This is a genomic window from Nonomuraea sp. NPDC052116 (assembly GCF_040680035.1).
In the GTDB taxonomy this organism is placed as follows: Bacteria; Actinomycetota; Actinomycetes; order Streptosporangiales; family Streptosporangiaceae; genus Nonomuraea; species Nonomuraea angiospora_A.
The window spans coordinates 545884-563759 of record NZ_JBFAWA010000001.1 but is presented as its reverse complement, the minus strand read 5'-3'; the positions used below and the strand labels follow the sequence as shown (position 1 = coordinate 563759).

At 71.0% G+C, this 17876-nt stretch carries 16 protein-coding genes; 10 read left to right on the top strand and 6 right to left on the bottom strand.

Annotation, left to right across the window (positions count from 1 at the left end; all coding sequences use genetic code 11):
* Window positions 1–11: 11 nt before the first annotated feature.
* The 5 genes from AB0L65_RS02615 to AB0L65_RS02595 all read left to right on the top strand — a co-directional run bounded on the left by AB0L65_RS02615 (window position 12) and on the right by AB0L65_RS02595 (window position 3970).
* A complete protein-coding gene (locus AB0L65_RS02615) occupies window positions 12–533 on the top strand; it encodes a radical SAM protein (protein WP_364239642.1) in 522 nt (173 codons plus the stop codon).
* Entirely contained in the window at window positions 530–1030 is a 501-nt protein-coding gene (locus AB0L65_RS02610; protein WP_364239641.1) for a hypothetical protein, read from the top strand. The genes AB0L65_RS02615 and AB0L65_RS02610 overlap by 4 nt, the downstream gene beginning before the upstream one ends.
* Window positions 1027–1716, top strand: a complete 690-nt coding sequence (locus AB0L65_RS02605) for a deoxynucleoside kinase (protein WP_364239639.1) — start codon at window positions 1027–1029, stop codon at window positions 1714–1716. Before AB0L65_RS02610 ends, AB0L65_RS02605 begins: the two co-directional genes overlap by 4 nt.
* Window positions 1717–1804: 88 nt before the next feature.
* Window positions 1805–2269 (top strand): NUDIX domain-containing protein, encoded by a 465-nt coding sequence (locus AB0L65_RS02600; RefSeq protein ID WP_364239637.1) that lies wholly within the window; start codon window positions 1805–1807, stop codon window positions 2267–2269.
* 834 nt (window positions 2270–3103) lie between these two features.
* Window positions 3104–3970: a CAP domain-containing protein gene (locus tag AB0L65_RS02595; protein ID WP_364239635.1), complete on the top strand. Its 867-nt coding sequence runs from the start codon at window positions 3104–3106 to the stop codon at window positions 3968–3970.
* Window positions 3971–4047: 77 nt separating this feature from the next.
* Here AB0L65_RS02595 and mug read toward each other — a convergent pair whose 3' ends face one another.
* Genes mug through AB0L65_RS02570 form a run of 5 tightly spaced genes read right to left on the bottom strand, consistent with a single transcriptional unit; the run spans window position 4048 to window position 10886 of the window.
* Window positions 4048–4545: a G/U mismatch-specific DNA glycosylase gene (mug, locus tag AB0L65_RS02590; RefSeq protein WP_364239633.1), complete on the bottom strand. Its 498-nt coding sequence runs from the start codon at window positions 4543–4545 to the stop codon at window positions 4048–4050.
* A 10-nt stretch (window positions 4546–4555) separates the two neighbouring features.
* Window positions 4556–5956 carry a sugar porter family MFS transporter gene (locus tag AB0L65_RS02585; RefSeq protein ID WP_355194410.1) on the bottom strand — a complete coding sequence of 467 codons (1401 nt, stop codon included), beginning with the start codon at window positions 5954–5956 and terminating at the stop codon, window positions 4556–4558.
* A gap of 49 nt (window positions 5957–6005) precedes the next feature.
* Window positions 6006–8513, bottom strand: coding sequence for a polynucleotide kinase-phosphatase (locus AB0L65_RS02580; protein ID WP_364239631.1), 2508 nt, complete (start codon window positions 8511–8513; stop codon window positions 6006–6008).
* Window positions 8452–9927, bottom strand: coding sequence for a 3' terminal RNA ribose 2'-O-methyltransferase Hen1 (locus AB0L65_RS02575; protein WP_364239629.1), 1476 nt, complete (start codon window positions 9925–9927; stop codon window positions 8452–8454). Before AB0L65_RS02575 ends, AB0L65_RS02580 begins: the two co-directional genes overlap by 62 nt.
* Window positions 9928–9971: 44 nt before the next feature.
* The gene (locus AB0L65_RS02570) at window positions 9972–10886 is read right to left on the bottom strand and encodes an LLM class F420-dependent oxidoreductase (RefSeq protein ID WP_350722841.1); all 915 of its coding nucleotides are present in this window, start codon (window positions 10884–10886) and stop codon (window positions 9972–9974) included.
* A gap of 145 nt (window positions 10887–11031) precedes the next feature.
* Between AB0L65_RS02570 and AB0L65_RS02565 the strand changes: the two genes are divergently transcribed.
* The 4 genes from AB0L65_RS02565 to AB0L65_RS02550 are packed head-to-tail and all read left to right on the top strand — an operon-like array spanning window position 11032 to window position 14869.
* The gene (locus AB0L65_RS02565) at window positions 11032–12015 is read left to right on the top strand and encodes a hypothetical protein (protein WP_364239627.1); all 984 of its coding nucleotides are present in this window, start codon (window positions 11032–11034) and stop codon (window positions 12013–12015) included.
* 51 nt (window positions 12016–12066) lie between these two features.
* Complete coding sequence (locus tag AB0L65_RS02560; RefSeq protein ID WP_364239625.1) at window positions 12067–13185, top strand: histidine kinase; 1119 nt, start codon at window positions 12067–12069, stop codon at window positions 13183–13185.
* Complete coding sequence (locus AB0L65_RS02555; RefSeq protein ID WP_364239623.1) at window positions 13182–14273, top strand: histidine kinase; 1092 nt, start codon at window positions 13182–13184, stop codon at window positions 14271–14273. The genes AB0L65_RS02560 and AB0L65_RS02555 overlap by 4 nt, the downstream gene beginning before the upstream one ends.
* On the top strand, window positions 14270–14869 hold the full coding sequence (locus AB0L65_RS02550; RefSeq protein WP_192786541.1) for a response regulator transcription factor: 600 nt from the start codon (window positions 14270–14272) through the stop codon (window positions 14867–14869). Before AB0L65_RS02555 ends, AB0L65_RS02550 begins: the two co-directional genes overlap by 4 nt.
* A 15-nt stretch (window positions 14870–14884) precedes the next feature.
* Here AB0L65_RS02550 and AB0L65_RS02545 read toward each other — a convergent pair whose 3' ends face one another.
* Window positions 14885–15790, bottom strand: coding sequence for an LLM class flavin-dependent oxidoreductase (locus tag AB0L65_RS02545; protein ID WP_355194422.1), 906 nt, complete (start codon window positions 15788–15790; stop codon window positions 14885–14887).
* A 327-nt stretch (window positions 15791–16117) separates the two neighbouring features.
* Here AB0L65_RS02545 and AB0L65_RS02540 point away from each other — a divergent pair, with 327 nt between their 5' ends.
* Window positions 16118–17875 (top strand): ABC transporter substrate-binding protein, encoded by a 1758-nt coding sequence (locus AB0L65_RS02540; RefSeq protein WP_364239621.1) that lies wholly within the window; start codon window positions 16118–16120, stop codon window positions 17873–17875.
* Window position 17876 lies beyond the last annotated feature (1 nt).

Here is a 17876-nt window from a genome sequence, read left to right as displayed (position 1 = left end):
CCGATCCACCCATGCCTCGATTCGCCGGCGGCGGCGCCGACTTCGCTCGCCGCGGCGGCCAGCTGCGCGTCTCGCTCACCCCGCGCTGCCAGTTGGGCTGCTGGTTTTGCCACAACGAAGGCGAAATCCCACCCAGAATCACCCACCACGACCGCACCATTCAGCCCCGCCGCCGGGCACTGGACGCCAACGACTTCCTGTCCGCGATCAACGCGATGACCGCCGCCGGGATCAGCCGTGTCTTCTTCACAGGCGGTGAACCGCTGCTGTCCCCGCTCGCCCGCCCGATCCTTCAGGGCCTGCCCCGGCACCAGATGAGCGACTACACCACCACGCTGATCACCAACGGGCTCACGCTCACCAAGGACCTCGACTGGCTGGCGGCCACCGCACTGGACCGGATCAAGGTCTCGCTGCACTACTTCTCCGACACCTCCGTCGCCACCATCGCCTTGAGGGCAAACCCGGCGACATCGCCAAGATCAAGGCCGGGATCGAGGCCGCCACCGACGCCATCCCGATCGTCGAGTTGAACCTGCTGCTGCAAGAGCAGAACGCCCACGAGGTGATGGACATCATCGCCTACACCCGCGAACTCGGAACGGGCCTGCAGATCATCGAACTGGTCGGCACCGACCACAACGCCGACCTTGGCGGCGTCAAGGTTGCTTCCGGTGACATCAGCGCCTACCTGCGCTCCATCGCCACCGCCGAGAGGGTGGTCACCTCCGGCACCGGGCAGGGCCGCCGCGTCTTCACCGTCCCCGGTCGGCGCGGGGAGATGACCATCGAGGTCATCGACGCCTCCCTCGGCCGCCACCACATCGGCCAGTGCGCCACCTGCCCCAAGCGGGCGCAGTGCATCGAGGGGTTCTGGGCGCTGCGCCTGGACTCGGCCGGCGAGCTCAGCCCGTGCCTGCTCCGCCCCGATCTCCGCCTGGACGTCACCCCGTACGCGCAAGACCCGGCCGGCCTGCTGGCGGCCGTCTCCGCCCACCTGGACGCCTTCACCGAAGGGACGCTGCAATGACCATCGCCGCCCCCCGCCCCGGCATCGGCAACCAGCTGCCCGCCGCCTACCAGCCGGCCGAGACGCCACGATCGGGCGTCTTCGTGGTCCTGGAAGGGATCAGCGGATCAGGCAAGTCCACGCTCGCCCGGAACCTGGCCGAGCGCTTGGACTGCCGCTTCTTCCACACGGTGCCCGCCCCGGTGTCGGACCTGCAGCCGTACATCAACGCCCGCGCCCAGGCGCTGCCGCAGCTGGCCTTCTACCTCGCCGGGGCGTTGCACGCCTCTGACCTGGCCCGCCAGGCGCTCCAGAGCGGGCACGTGGTGGCCGACCGGTACGTCAACTCCGTCATCGCCAACCACTCCGCCGTGCACGGCCTGGACAACGCCACCGTCGAGGCGACCATCGCATCCTTCGTGGGCTACCTGGCCCAGCCGGACCTGACGGTCTACCTGCACACCGACCTGGACGAGCTGACCGCGCGGATGACCGCCAAGCCCGATCAGACCGCTTCCGACCGCGACCTGATCGCCGACCGCGCCCTGCTGCGACGGCTGCAGGAGCACTACGACCAGATCGCCGGCAGCGACCCCACCGCGTACCACCTGCACACCGACGGCCGCACCCCGGAGCAACTCGCCGTCCACCTTGCCGACATGGTCCACGCGATGACCGGCGTCCAGCAGCCTCGCACCGACGCCTAGAAGTTCGTCCTGGCAAACAGACCCGTGCTCCCCGTGCGGCCGCGTAGCGTGACACCCACGACGCATCGCCCACTGCGGGAGCACGGCCATGGCCACACCATCCGAACCGTTCCGGCCCCACGTCGGCGTCCACCTGATCCTCATCGCGGCAGGCAAGGTCCTGCTGTTGCTGCGAGCCAACACCGGCTTCGCCGACGGCTCCTGGTCGGTACCCGGCGGCTGCCTCGACGCCGGCGAAACCCTGCCTGAGGGCGCAGCGCGTGAGGCCCGCGAAGAGCTCGGCATCGTCATCGACCCCGCAGATCTCGCATTCGCGGGCATGTGCCATCACGCCGATCCAGACGGCCAGGCCCGCATCGGCGTGTTCTTCGCGGCCACCCGCTGGGCAGGCGAGCCCACCAACGCCGAACCCGCCAAGTGCGACAAGATCGACTGGTTCGCGCTCGACGACCTTCCCGACGACGTCGTCACCTACATCCGTACTGGCATCGACGCGTACCGCCATGACCGGGCATTCAGCCTCGACGGCTGGCAGGCACAGCACATAGCCTGACGCCCCGCGGCGTCCGCTTTGGAGCACTTCCGGAGGCGTAGACACGACGAAAGCCCCGCCCCGCCTCACGAAGAGGCGCAGCAGGGCCCAGAGGATCGTCAATGCGGCGACGGTGTAGGCGAGCCGATCGTGGATGGTCCACGCCTGTCCGAGGCAGAGGATGCCCACTGCGAGCCAGATGAGGCAGGAGCTACGCCAGCTCAGGCTTGTCAGCGGGGACCGACGCGGCTACCTCCAGGGGCGGCTGTCGCGGCTTGAGGGGTGCCGCCCGCCGGCACCCTCGACACGGCGGGCGGCACGACAACGCGTCCGGATGCGGACATGTGATCTACGTCAACCGAGGGAATTCTTGGAACGTCCCACAGCGGACCTCAGGCGACGCACGGGTACGGGCACCAGCCGCCCACGAGCCCGCCGCCTCCGCCGCGCCGCAGCAACGTCGGCCTGATCCTCCTCCTCGCCATTGGACTCCCGCTCCTCCTGATGCGGTGGAGGACTGCCCTGCTGGCCAAGCGGTGATCCGTCGTCCCGGCCCGCCTCGCGGGTGAGCCGGGTCCTCCTCGGCCCGCGGCGCAAGATGCGCCGCAGGTTTCTTCGTGAACCCTCAAGCGATCCTCCGCGTACCTCTAGGTGGCTCCCATGGGGGCCATGGGGCGTGCAAAGCCCGGTGGGACAGGAGTTTCGGGCCTGTGGCAGCGGGGGGACGGACGCCTCAGGTGGCACTCTGGTTTACCCGAGTTGCGAGATTTATGTCGCAATTTAGTGACAAGTCGGTCTCGTTCCCGACAGAATGCCTTGCCATCCAGCGTCTATGGCAACTGGAGGGAATCCCCTATGCGTAGACCCATTGGGGTATTTGCCGGGCTCATCGGCCTGGCGGCGCTCTGCGCGCCGATCGGTGCGGCCGAGGCCGCGGCGCAGAGCTCGGTCGAGGCGCAGGCCTCGTGCCGCGTGAACGTGGCCAAGCCCAGCCTGACCAACGCATTGAAGATCAAGTCGTTCGCCACCCGTCGCAACTGCGACGACTCCGCACTCCTGCGTATCCGCATCAAGCGCGCCGTCCCGGGTCCCGACCCCGTCGTCAAGAGCGGGGCCTCCAAGGACGGCCGCATCACCTTGACACTCGCCTGCAAACCGGGCACCTACTACGCGGTCGCGACCGACTATCGCGGCGGCACCGCCAAGTCCCGGGCCGTCCGGCTGACCTGCACCCCTGACAGCACGCCGACGCCCACTCCCACCACTCCCAGCCCCAGCGGCACGTCGACCCCGACGCCCACCGCGCCGCCCCCGTCGTCCGGAGGGACGGTCGGCACGGCCGAGGAGAACGAGGTCCTCAGGCTGACCAACGCCGAGCGGGCCAAGGGCGGCTGCCAGCCGCTCAAGCACGACCCGCAGCTCCGCACCGCCGCGTTCGGCCACTCCGACGACATGGCGAAGCAGGGCTACTTCGACCACACCTCCAAGGACGGCCGCAGCTTCATGGACCGCATCCGGGGGGCCGGCTTCAGCGGAGGCACGGCCTTCGCCGAGAACATCGCCTTCGGCCAGCCCTCCCCGGCCTCCGTGGTCCAGGGCTGGATGAACAGCGAGGGCCACCGGGCCAACATCATGAACTGCCGGTACAACCTGATCGGCGTCGGCGTGGCCAAGAACTCCCAGGGCCGGATCTACTGGACCCAGGACTTCGCGGCCAAGTAGGTCAAGTAGGCCAAGCAGCCCAGGCAGCCCAGGCAGCCCAGGCAGCCCAGGCGGCCCAGGCGGCCCAGGCAGGCCGATCAGGCCAAGTGGCCGCGCAGCCGTCCCATCTCGTCGGCGATGGTGGCCAGGGTCCAGTGGGCGTTCAACCCGCTCGGGTTGGGCAGCACCCACACCCTGGCCCCACCGACGAGCTCCTCCTGAGGGCCGATGCGGGCCTTGGGGCGGGCGAAGGCCATGCGGTACGCCGAGATCCCCAGCACCGCGAGGACCGCCGGCGCCGCGGCCGCCACCTTCGCGGTCAGGGCCAGGCCGCCCGCCACCAGCTCCTCCCGGGTCAGCTCCGACGCCTTGGCGCTCGGGCGGGCGACGATGTTCGTGATGCCGAGGCCGTACGAGGGGAGGAGGTGCTGCTCGGCCGGGGCCAGCAGGCGCGGGGTGAAGCCGGACAGGTGCAGCGCGGGCCAGAAGCGGTTGCCGGGCCGGGCGAAGTGGTGGCCGGTGGCCTCGGACAGGAGGCCGGGATTGATGCCGCAGAACAGCACGTCGAGCTCGGGGGCCAGGACGTCGTCGATCACGTGCCGGAGATTAGCCCATCTCTTCGAGTTTGCGGCCCTTGGTCTCGCGCACCCACCTGACGACGAACAGGAACGACAGCACCGCGAAGAACGCGTACATGGCGTAGGTGAGCGGCAGGTTCCAGGCCGCCATCGCCGGGAACGTCACCGTGACCGCCCAGTTCGCGATCCACTGGGCCCCGGCGGAGACGCCCAGGGCGGCGGCGCGGATGCGGTTCGGGAACATCTCCCCCAGCAGCACCCAGACCACGACGCCCCAGGACAGGGCGAAGAACAGCACGAACACGTTGGCCGCCACGAGCGCGATCAACCCCTGCGGGTCGGGCAGCGTGACCGTCTTGCCCACCTCCCTGGCCGCGCTGAACGCCCACGCCGCGGTGGCCAGCGAGACCGCCATGCCCGCGGAGCCGATCAGGAGCAGCGGCTTGCGCCCGATCCGGTCCACCAGCGAGATCGCGATGAACGTGCCCACGATGTTGATCATCGAGCTGGAGAAGCTGATCAGCAGCGAGGCGCTCTGGTTGATGCCGACCGACTGCCACAGCACGGACGAGTAGTAGAAGATCACGTTGATGCCGACGAACTGCTGGAAGACCGACAGGCCGATCCCGATCCAGACGATCGGCAGCAGCCCGAGCGCGGGCCCGCGCAGGTCCTTCAGCCCCGGCACCCGCTGGGTGCGCAGCACGTGCTGGATCGCCGCGATGTGGGCCTCGATGTCCACGTCCTCGGGCTCGATCTCGGACAGCACCTCGCGGGCCCGCCTGGTACGCCCCGACATGATCAGGTAGCGCGGCGACTCGGGGATGATCAGCGCGAACGTCAGGTAGAACAGGGCGGGCACGACGCAGGCGCCCAGCATCCACTGCCACGCCTGCAGGCCCCAGAGGGGGTTGTTCACGTTGCCGCCGGCCAGCTGGACGATCACGTAGTCGACGAGCTGCGAGACCGCGATGCCGAGCACGATCGCCAGCTGCTGGAACGAGCCCAGCCGTCCCCGGTAGGCGGGCGGGGCCACCTCGGCGATGTACGCGGGCCCGATCACCGACGCCATGCCGATGGCGAAGCCCGCGATCACGCGCCAGAACGCGAGGTCCCAGATGGCGAACGGCAGCATCTGACCGATCGAGCTGACCGCGAACAGCAGCGCCGCCACCTGCATCGTCCTGGTGCGCCCCAGCCGGTCGGCCAGCCCGCCGCCCGCCCACGCCCCCACGGCGGACCCGAGCAGCGCGATGGCCACCACGAACCCGATCTCGACCGGCCCCACGTGGAAGTACTTCTGGATGCCGACGACGGCGCCGTTGATCACGGCGCTGTCGTAGCCGAACAAGAACCCCCCGATGGCCGCGGCCGCCGTGATGAAGATGACGTGGCCGAGGTGCTCGTGGTGCGCGAACTTCGTTGCCATGCAGGTCCTTCCCCGTGGTGGGGGACATACCCGCAGGTCATGGCGTTAGTCAGAGCCGGGGATCCACGGGCTCCGACTCCAGGGCCAGCACCGCGAAGACCGGCTCGTGCACCCGCCAGGCCGCCTCGCCGTCCGCCAGCCGCGACAGCGCCTCCAGTCCCAGCGCGTACTCGCGCAGCGCCATCGAGCGCTTCTTGCCCAGGAAGCGCCGGCGCAGCACGTCGAGCGACTCGGTGTAGTCGGGGCCGTAGATGATGCGCAGGTATTCGCGCCCGCGCACCTTCACCCCGGGCTGCACCCGCCCGGGAGCGTACGCGGCGGGCTTGACCACCATGCCCTCGCCGCCCGCCGCCGTCAGGGACTCCCACCACTCGGTCGCCGAAGCCCTCGACCCGGGCGAGTCGAGCGTGACGGAGACGTGCCGGGTGGGGGCGATCAGCGGCGAATCGAGCAGCGCCAGCGTGGACAGGTGCCAGGCGTGCGGCTCCAGCGCCGTGGCCCGCCCCTCGCAGGCGAGGATCTGGAACGGCGCCACCCGGATGCCCTCCAGGCCGTCGACCGGCCAGCAGTAGCGTGCATAAGCGTCGCGGAACAGGGCAGCGTTGTCGGAGCGGCGCCGGGTGCGGGTCAGCAGTCCGCCCACGTCCATTCCCCGCCCGGCCGCCGCCTCAAGGGCCGCGACCGCCTCGGGCAGCGCGGCGCGGGCGGCGGCGCCGACGGAGGCGTACTGCGAGCGGATCAGCGCGCCGGCCTTCGCCGACCAGGGCAGCAGCTCGCAGTCGAGCACCACCCAGTCGGAGTCCAGCTCCGCCCAGAGCGGCTCGCACGCCTCGTGCAGCCGCGCGACCAGCGGCGCCGTGTCGTCGAAGAACGGCCGCCCGGTACGCGTGTAGACGGCGCCCGTGCTGCCGTCCGTCACGCCGAACCTGGCCGCCGCCGCCTCCGGCGTCCTGGCCAGCACGGCGACGGCCCGCGAGCCCATGTGCTTCTCCTCGCACACGACCTCGCGCACCCCGGCGGCGGCGAACTCCTCGAACGCCTCGTGCGGGTGCTCGAGGTAGCCGTCCAGCCGGGACGTCTCCGGCGGCGCCATGGTGGGCGGCAGGTAGACCAGCCAGCGCGGGTCCACCGCGAACCGGCTCATGACCTCCAGGGCCGCGGCCGCGTTCTCCTCCAGGACCTTGACCCTGGTGCCGAACCTGGTCTCGACGTGCCGGGTGCCGGTCACGTCGTTGATGTCCAGCATGCCGGGATCGCGGGCCGAGCCGGTGCCGAGGGGCTTGGCCGGCTCGTACCAGACCTTCTCTGCCGGGATCTGGACGATCTGCCGCTCCGGGTAGCGCAGCGCGGTCAGGTGGCCGCCGAAGACGCAGCCGGTGTCGAGGCAGATCGTGTTGTTCACCCACTCGGGGCGGACCGTGGGGGTGTGGCCGTAGACGACCATCGCCCGGCCGCGGTACTCGTCGGCCCACGGGTAACGGACGGGCAGGCCGTACTCGTCGGTCTCGCCGGTCGTGTCGCCGTACAGGGCGAACGCGCGCACCCGGCCCGAGGCGCGGCCGTGGTAGGCCTCCTTCAGCCCCGCGTGCGCGACCACGAGCCGGCCGCCGTCGAGGCGGTAGTGGCTGAGCAGGCCGTCCATGAACGTCCTGGCCCGCTCCACGAACTCCGGCTCCTGCGCCGCGAGCTGGTCGAGCGACTCCTGCAGGCCGTGCGCGACCGTGACCTTGCGGCCGTTGAGCGCGCGCACCAGCTTCTGCTCGTGGTTGCCGGCCACGCAGATCGCGGTGCCGGCCTCGACCATGTCCATCACCAGGCGCAGCACGCCGGGGGTGTCGGGCCCGCGGTCGACCAGGTCACCGACGAACACGGCCGTGCGCCCCTCCGGGTGCGTGAGCCCCTCCCAGCCGAGCCTGCGCAGCAGCGTCTCCAGCTCCGAGCGGCAGCCGTGGATGTCGCCGATGATGTCGAAGGGGCCGGTCAGCTCGGTCCTGTCCGACCAGGCCCTCTCGTACGTGATCTCCGCGTCGTCGATCTCGTCGAGGCCGCGCAGCACGTGGACCCGCCGGAACCCGTCGTTGGAGATCTTGCTCAGCGAGCGCCGCAGATCCTTGCGCTGGCGGATGACCACGCCGGGGCCGAAGTCGCGGTCGGGCCGGGCGGCGTTGCGCTCGATGGCCACCTCCTCGGGCGCGTCGAGCACGATCGCGTCGCACAGCACGTCGTACTTCCTGGCCAGGTCGAGGAGGCTCCTGCGGGCCGCGTACTGGACGTTGGTGGCGTCGACCACGGTGAACAGGCCCCTGGCCAGCCGCACGCCGACGATGTGGTGCAGCAGGTCGAACGCCGCGGGCGTGGCCGACTGGTCGTTCTCGTCGTCGGAGACGAGGCCGCGGCAGAAGTCGGAGGAGATGACCTGCGTGGGCTTGAAGTGCTTCCTGGCGAACGTCGACTTGCCGCTGCCCGAGACGCCGACGAGCACCACCAGCGAGAGCTCAGGAACGCTGATCACGGGTGAACACTCCCATCTGGGTCGGCGGGCCGACCTCGGGGTCATCGTCGCCGACCGGCGCGAAAGCGACCTGGTAGCCGTACTCGCCGGCGACCCTGGTGGCCCAGGCGGCGAACTCGGCACGGGTCCACTCGAAGCGGTGGTCGGGGTGGCGCAGGCCGGTCAGGAACTCGTAGCGGACGTTGTGCTCGACGTTGGGGGTGGTGACGAGCACGTGCTGGGGCCGGGCGCGGCCGAACACGACGCGTTCGAGCGCGGTCAGGCGCGGCGGGTCGACGTGCTCGATCACCTCCATGAGCACCGCGGCGTCGTAGCCGGACAGCCGCTTGTCGGTGTACGTGAGCGCGCCCTGGAACAGGGTGAGCCGGGCGCGCTTGCTGTCGGGCATGCGGTCCAGCCGCAGCTTGCGGGCGGCGATGGTGAGCGCCATCGACGAGACGTCCATGCCGCCGACCCTGGCGAACCTGGGCCTGGCCAGCAGCGCGCCGACCAGCTCGCCCTGGCCGCAGCCCAGGTCGATCACGCTGACCGCGCCGAGCTCCTCCAGCTTGGCCAGCACCGCCTCGCGCCGCCGGAGGTTCAGCGGCTTCGCCTTGGGCGCCGCCTCCTCCTGGGGGGCGTCCCCCTGGGCCTCGGCCTCCGCGGCGGCCGCCTCGTCGGCGGCGGTCTGCCCAGCGGGCGCGTCCTCCTCGACCGCGGGCTCCAGCTCCTCCTCGGTCTCGTCGCCCAGCTCGGCCAGGCGCGCCAGCGCGGTGCGGGCCAGCGCCCAGCGCCGTCCCAGGTAGCGCCGGGTGATCAGGCCGCGCTCCGGGTGCCCGGCCAGCCAGCCCTCGCCCGCCCTGATCAGCTTGTCGACCTCGTCGGGCGCGATCCAGTAGTGCTTGCCGTCGTCGAGCACCGGCAGCAGCACGTACAGGTGGTTGAGCGCGTCGGCGAGGCGCGCCGTGCCGCGCAGGGTGAGCCGGACATAGCGCGAATCACCCCACTCGGGGAAGCCTTCGTCGAGCGGCAGGGCCTGCGCGTCCACCTCCCACCCGAGCGGCTCGAACAGCCTGGTGGCCAGCTCGGGGCCGCCCCGGCAGGGCAGCGCGGGCAGCCGCAGCTCCAGCGGCAGCGGCGTGCCCGCCAGCTCGGGCCTGGCCGCGCACCGGCCCGCCCGCGCGGTGCGGAACACATCGGCCAGCGCCACGGCCAGCAGCGAGGAGGCCGCGTAGGGGCGGTCGTTGACGTACTGCGAAAGGCTGAAGTCGGGCGAGCTCTTGCCGCGCGACCTGACCAGCGCGATCGGATCGACTTCGAGCAGGAGCGCCGCCGTGCAGCGCTCTTCCTCGGCCTCGGGGTAGAACACCGTCGCCGTGCCGAACGACCGGCCGAACTCCTGCACGCGCCCGGGATGCTTGTGCAGGAGGAAACCCAGGTCAGTGGCGGGCCTCGCGGTGGTCGTGATCGTCAGCAGCACGCCCCAAGTCTGCCGTACCGCCACGAAGCGCCGCCAATGATTACTTACACGTGCGGCAGCACCTCAGCGGCGATCAGCTCCAGGTGCTCGAGGTCGTTCAGGTCCATGATCTGCAGGTAGACCGTCTCGGCGCCCAGCTCGGCGAACTTGCCGATCTTCTCCACGATCTCGGCCGGGGTGCCGCACAGTCCGCCCACGGGCAGGGTCTCGGGGTTCTCGCCGATGGCGGCCGCGCGCCGCTCGACCTCCGCCCGATCCGCGCCCACGACGGTCGTCTGCGCCACCGAGTACGTCAGGTCGCGCCCGGTCGTCTCGCAGGCCGCGCGCACCCGCGCGAACGCCTGCTCCGTGTCGGCCAGGGTGTGGAACGGGAGGTTGTACTCGTCGGCGTACGCAGCCGCCAGCCTCGGCGTGCGCTTGGCGCCGAACCCGCCGATGATGATCGGCGGCCTGGGCCGCTGGACCGGCTTGGGCAGCGCCGGCGAGTCGGCCACCCGGTAGTAGCTGCCCTCGAACGAGAAGCTCTTCTCCGCGGTCCACAGGCCCGTGATGATCTCGAGCTGCTCCTCGAACCGCCCGAACCGCTCGTTCTGCGGCGGGAATGGGATGCCGTACGCCGCGTGCTCGGTGTCGAACCAGCCCGTGCCGAAGCCGAGCTCGACCCGGCCGCCGCTCATCTGGTCGATCTGCGCGACGCTGATCGCCAGCGGCCCGGGCAGCCGGAACGTGGCCGGCGTCACCAGGGTGCCCAGCCGGATCCTCGAGGTCTCCCTGGCCAGGCCGGCCAGCGTGATCCACGCGTCGGTCGAGCCGACCCCCGGGTCGCCGGGGCCGATGCGCATGTAGTGGTCGGAACGGAAGAAAGCGTCAAAACCCAGTCGTTCGGTGGCCTGGGCGACGGTGAGCAGGTCGTCATATGTCGCGCCCTGCTGGGGCTCGGTGAAGATCCGCAGCTTCATGACGACATTATCCGCACACAACGGACGCGTGCCGGAAAAGGACCGCACAGCGGCTCGCGCGCTTGCTACCGTTCGAGTCAGCGCCGGAAAGTAGCCGAATGACCACGTGGGGTGGCCTATGCCGCGGCACAAGAGGGAGCCGGGCGTGCTCCCGCGCCCGCTCGCGATCCTCGGGGCCCTCGCTCTCACCGGCGCCACCGGAGCGATCGTGCGCATGCTTCCCGCGGGTGCCACGCTCGCGCCGAGGCCGCCGGTGGTGAGGCACACCCCTGCCGTCTCGCCCCCGGTGGCGGTGGAGCCGCAGGCGGCGTTCGTGGAGTTCGTCGACACCGCTCGGGAGCCCGAGTTCGACCTGCCCAAGGAGACCCGGCGCACCGGTGTGCGCCGGTTCGCGCTCGGCCACCTCGTCTCGGGCGACGACGGCTGCGCGCCCAAATGGAATGGCCCGTCCCAGTCCGACCCGCTCGATCCCGGCAACAACCCCGTGGCCAACCGGATCGGCCGGCTCAGGGCGCTGGGCGGCGACGCCGCGCCCGTGTTCGGCGGCCCGGAGGGGCGGGAGCTGGCCGACACCTGCACCAGGCCGGGCGGGCTCGCGGCCGCCTACCGCAGGGTGGTCGGGGCGTTCGACGCCGACACCATCGACTTCGAGGTCAGCGACAGCCGGGACGAGGCCGCCGTGCTGCGCCGGGCGCGGGCCATCTACGCCATGCAGCGCGAGCGGCCGCTCCAGGTCAGCTTCACGCTGCCGCTGAAGTCGGACGGGCTGGGCTCCGGCGACGTGGCGATGCTGCGGGCCACCCGCCAGGCGGGCGCCGAGATCGGCACCGTCAACCTGCTGGCCGACATCGAGCCGCGCGGCGCCCCTGACGGCCGCCTGCGCCGGGTGGCGGAGGCCGTGCTGGCGGCCAGGGACCAGATCGCGCGGGCCCAGGGCCTGGACGACCCCGAGGAGGCGTGGCCGCACATCGCGCTCACCCCGGTGCTGGTGGGCGAGGGCGATCTGAACGAGGTCGACGCCCGGACCCTGGCCGCCTACGCCGCCCGCCACGGCCTGGCCTGGCTGTCGCTGCGCGGAGTCGCCCCGAAGCCGGACGTGTCGCGGATTCTTTGGCAGACCTCTCCCTGACTATAGGATTTCCGCGACGGGCGAGGTTTCCAGCGGCAGGGGGATGGCGTGATGGCGGCGCGTCCGGAGACGGCGCGAAAGATCCTGCTCTACTGGATGGACGCCGCGGTCATGCTCCTCGGCGTCATGTTCGTGGTGGTCATCGTCATCTACCTGGCGGACGGCCGGATCTCCACGCTCCACGCCGCGGCCGTCCTCACCTGCCTGCTGGTCTGCTTCGGCCTCTTCCCCTCCCTGCTCAGGGACGCCTACGACGTCAGGCCGCGGCCGACGCCGAAGCTGGTGGTCGCGGGGCTGTCCGCGGCGGTCGCGGTGGCGCTGGTGCCGCACCAGCCGCTGGAGAACGTGCCCACCTGGCTGGAGATCGGCGTCCTGTGGCTGTCGATCGCCGCCCTCTACCTGCCGTGGGCCGTGACCCTCTGCCTCGGCGTGGCCGTGGTCGGCCTGGCCGGCGGCTATGTCATGGCCGTGACCGGCGAGCCGTGGTACGGGGTGCTCGTTCCCGAGACGTTCAGCGCCGTCGCGCTGACGGTGGCCATGCTGGTCTGGCGCTGGATCTGGTGGACGATCAGGGACGCCCACGACAGCAAGGAGGCCAAGGCCCGGCTGGCGGTGTCGGAGGAGCGGCTGCGCTTCGCCCGTGACCTGCACGACCTGCTCGGGCACAGCCTGTCGGTGATCACGCTGAAGAGCGAGCTGGCCGCCAAGCTGGCGACCAAGGACGCCGGGCGGGCGGACGCCGAGATGGCCCAGGTGCACCGGCTGGCCGGCGAGTCGCTGGCCGAGGTGCAGCAGGCGGTGCACGGCTACCAGACGCTCGACCTCGACGAGGAGCTGGCCGGCGCGCAGGTGGCGTTGGAGGCGGCCGGCGCGCGCTGCCTGATCGACGCCAGGGCCGACGGGCTGTCGCCGGCCGCCCGGACGCTGCTGGCCTGGGCGGTCCGTGAGGGCACCACCAACGTGCTCAAGCACAGCGCGGCCACCCGCTGCGCGATCACGATCGACGGCGGCGTGCTCGAAATGATCAACGACGGCGTGGACGGGCGCCCCTCCGCCTCCGGCAGCGGCCTGCGGGGCCTGTCGGAGCGGCTGGCCACGGCGGGTGGCTCTTTCTCCGCCCGGCCGACCCCGGCGGGCGAGTTCCTGCTGCGAGCGGCGGTGCCCGCGTGATCCGCCGTGCGACGAAGCTGGACAAGATCCGCTGGGTGATCGTCTACTCGACCGACCTCATCAATCTGTTCTCCTTCTTCGGCTATTACGACCTCTATGTCCGCTGGGACAGCGGACTCCCGTGGCCGGTGGTCCTGGTCGGCGTCGCCCTGCTGGTGGTCTTCAACGTGCTCGCGACGCGGCCGCACCGGGTGGCCATGAGGGGCGGCAGGCGGCCCACCGCGATCCTGTCGGTGACCGGCGTGATCATCCTGGTCATGTCCGCCGCCTTCTTCATGTGGGCCGTCCCGACGTGGCTGGGCATGCTGGGGCCCTTCGTGCGCAGGCGCACCATCGTGATCCTGTCGGTCCTGTCCGTCGTGCTCTTCAACCTCTACGTGGCGGTGCAGGGCGTGCCCATCTGGGGCACGCTCCTGGTGCAGTCGGTGTTCACCGCCGTGAGCGTGGTCGGCGTGCTGACGAACCTGTGGCTCTGGCGGGTGGCCAAGGAGGCGTACGAGGGGCAGGAGGCGCAGGCCAGGCTGGCGGTCTCGGAGGAGCGCCTGCGCTTCGCCCGCGACCTCAACGACCTGCTCGGGCAGAGCCTCACCGACATCGCGGTCCGCACGGAGGGCGCGTCGCGCACGCTGCCGGTCGACCCGGCGGCGGCGGCCGAGGAGATGTTCGCGGTGCGCGACCTGGCCCGGCGGTCGCTGCGCGAGGTGCGCTCCGTCGTGCAGAGCTACCGGGCCGTCGACCTGGACGAGATGCTCGCCGGCGTGCGGGCCGTGCTGGAGGCGGCGGACGTACGATGCACCGTGCGCGCCGAGACGGGCTCGCTGTCGCCGGAGACCCGCACGCTGCTGGCCACGGTCGTGCGCGAGGGGACCACCAACGTGCTCAAGCACAGCACGGCCGGACGCTGCACGATCACGATCGAGGATGGAGTGCTGGAGATGTCCAACGACGGGGTGAGCGGACCGGCGGGCGAGCACGCGCCGAACGGCCTGGCGGGGCTGGCCCAGCGCGTACGCGCGGTCGGCGGCACCCTGGAGGCCGCGCCGACGCACGAGGGCGGCTACCTGCTGCGGGCGGCGGTGCCGGCATGACGACCAGGGTGTTGCTGGCGGACGACGAGCACCTGATCCGGGGCGCCATCGCGGCCCTGCTGGACCTGGAGGAGGGCATCGAGGTCGTCGCCCAGGTGGGCAGGGGCGACGAGGTCGTGGCCGCCGTGGCCGAGCACCGGCCCGACGTGGCCGTGCTCGACATCGAGATGCCCGGCATGGACGGCCTCAGCGCGGCCGAGCAGATCAGCGCGCAGTGCAAGATCGTCATTTTGACGAGCCTGGGCCGCCCCGGCTACCTGCGCAGGGCCATGGCGGCGGGGGTGAGCGGCTTCCTCGGCAAGGACGCCTCGGCGGAGGAGCTGGCCATGGCGATCCGGAAGGTCCAGGCGGGCGGCCGCTATCTCGACGCCGAGCTGGCCGCCGCCGCGATGGCCGCCGGCGACAGTCCGCTGACCGAGCGCGAGCGCGACGCGCTGCGGCTGGCCGGCGACGGGGCCACGATCTCGCGGATCGCGGCCGAGCTGCACCTGACCGAGGGCACCGTACGCAACTACCTGTCGAGCGCGATGACCAAGCTCAACGCCCAGAACCGGCTGGAGGCCATCCGCACGGCCCAGCGCATGGGCTGGCTCTGAACCCGGCCGGGGACCTCACCGCAGCAGGTCGCGCACCTTCGCCAGCAGGTCCACCTGGGTACGCCAGTCGCCGCCCGCTATGCCGATGACCGCGTGGCCCGCCCCGGCGTCGCGGTAGGCGGCGAGCGCCTCGGCGGCCCGCTCCGGCGGGCCGGTGAGCGGGATCGGCAGGACCTCTTCCAAGGGGCGGCCGTAGGCGGCGGCGACGCCTGACGCGATCTCCTCCCGCGACGGGACGCCGTCGCCGCTCCCCAGGGCCGCCGTGCCGCCGATCGCGACGACCGGTACGGGACGGCCCCGGCCCGCGGCGAGCTCCGCGAGCCGGGCCCGGCCCTCGGCCACCTCCCGGGGCGGGACCAGGGACGGGAACCACCCGTCGCCGAGCAGCGCCGCCCGCCGGATCGCCGCCTCGGACGCGTTGCCCACCCACACCGGCGGCATCGTGGCGGCGGGCGCCAGCCGTACGGGCGGCTCTCCGGGCTCGTCCCGCAGCCGCGTCTCCTCGCCCGCCAGCAGCCGGGGCAGCAGTTCCAGGGCCGTGTCGGTACGCCGGCCGCGCGAGCGGTAGGGCGCCCCCGCCGCGGCCCACTGCCCGGGACCGCCGCCCGAGCCCACTCCCAGGACGAGGCGGTCGCCGGTGACGTGCTGCAGGGTCGCGATCTGCTTGGCGGCCCACGCGAGGGGCCGGATGGCGGGGACGAACACGCTCATCCCCACCTTGATCCGCCGGGTGCCCGCCGCCGCGGCGGCCAGGGCGATGGGCCCGTCCAGGGTCGGCCCGCCGATGGCCAGGTGGTCGCCGTGCCACACGCCGTCCAGCCCGGCGTCCTCGGCGTGCCGCGCGGCGGCCGGCAGGTCGATGCCGTCGCGCCGCTGCACGGCGACCCCCGGCAGGATGACGCCGATCGTGAAGCTGTTCATGCGCTCCACCGTGCAACCTCAATCGCGGTCGAGGTCAACCGGTGAGAGCGTTTGCGGGCGCGTCTCGAAAACGTCACGGGTATTGACGGCACGGACATCGTGAACTTACGTTCGCGGTACTTATCCGGTTCAGCAGGCCCTCGCGGCCTGTGACTACTCCTCAGTGAATCGCTCACCGGTCTCCAGGGCGGGAGCGCGTTCTGCGTTCTTCCTGGGAGCGCTCCCAGGTGGGAGCTCCCGCCGCCCGTTCGAGAGCAAGCCGGCCCATCGGGGGTCGATGGAAGACGTGCGAACCTTCGCGCCTCGCGCGGAGGAAGGAGAGAAGCGATGCGAAACCGGGCTCGGATCATGATTCCGCTCGTGGCGGCGGGCCTGCTCGCCGCGGCCTGCACCGGCGGCGGAGCCACGCCGACCCCTCCGGCCTCCCAGCCGCAGAGCCAGGGCGCGGTGGCCAGCGCCAACCCCGACTCGCTGCCGCGCAACGAGACGCTCTACACGACCGGCACCCAGTGGGGGCCGCCCGTCAACTTCAACCCCATCAGGGAATGGGACCACGCCACGGGCACCAAGGGCCTGGTGTACGAGACGCTGTTCCACTATGACGCGACCGCCGGCAAGCTGACCCCCTGGCTGGCCGAGAGCGGCTCGTGGGCCGACGACAAGACGTACCAGATCAAGCTCCGCCAGGGCGTCAAGTGGGCCGACGGCCAGCCTCTGACGGCCAAGGACGTGGTGTACTCCTTCGAGCTCGGCAAGATGGAGACGATCCCGTACCACAACCTGTGGACCTGGCTGAAGAGCGTCGAGGCGGTCGACGACCAGACGGTGAAGTTCAGCTTCTCCACGGCCAACTACCAGCAGTGGGACTTCAACCTGTACGGCCGCTCGATCGTCCCCGAGCACATCTGGAAGGGCCGCTCGGAGAAGGACGTGCTCGACGGGATCAACGAGAACCCGGTGGGCACGGGCGCGTACACGTTCATGGCCAAGGACCAGGACCGCGTCGTGCTGCAGCGGCGCGACGACTGGTGGGGCAAGACCGCGCTGAACATGGAGCCCAAGCCCCGCTACATCGTCGACATCGCCACCCCGAGCAACGAGGTCGCGATGGGCCTGCTGCTGCAGAAGGGCATGGACCTGAGCAACAACTTCCTGCCCGGCGTGGCCAACCTGGTGAAGGGCAACTTCGGCCTGACGACCTACTACAGCGAGCCGCCGTACATGTTGTCGGCCAACACCGCGTGGCTGGTGCCCAACACCACCAAGAAGCCGATGGACGACCCCGCCTTCCGCAAGGCGCTCGCCGCCTCGATCGACGTCAAGAAGATCGTCGAAGGCGTGTACGGCAACCTCGTCAAGGCCGCCAGCCCGACCGGCCTGCTGCCGCAGTGGGAGCAGTACGTCGACCAGAACGTGGTGGCCAAGTCGGGGTTCGCCTTCGACGCGGCCAAGGCGAAGAAGGCGCTGGCCGACGCCGGTTACAAGGACGCCGACGGTGACGGGTACGTCGAGAACAAGGACGGCTCCAAGATCAGCCTGACCATCATCGTGCCGTCCGGCTGGACGGACTGGATGGAGTCGGCCAGGTCCATCGCCGCCAGCGCCAAGACCGCCGGGATCCAGATCACCCCGGACTTCCCCGACTTCAACGCCCTGGTGGAGAAGCGCGCCAAGGGCGACTTCGACCTGCTGATCAACAACGAGCGGCAGCTGTCCAACTCGCCGTACACCTACTACGAGTACCTCTTCCAGCTCCCGATCCAGAAACAGCAGAACACCGTCAACTTCGCCCGCTACGAGAACAAGCGGGCCTGGGACCTGACCAAGCAGCTCGACCAGGTCAAGACCGACGACGTCGAGGGCATGAAGAAGATCATCTCCCAGCTCCAGCAGATCCACCTGGACGACCTGCCGGTGATCCCGCTCTGGTACAACGGCCTCTGGGCGCAGTCGAGCAACCAGGTCTGGAAGAACTGGCCGGCCGCGGCGGGCAGCACGCCCAAGACCCCGGCCGTGATGTGGCACAACTGGCTCGAACTGGGTGGTTTCGAGACCCTCACGCAGCTCCAGCCCTCCGGCTCCTGAC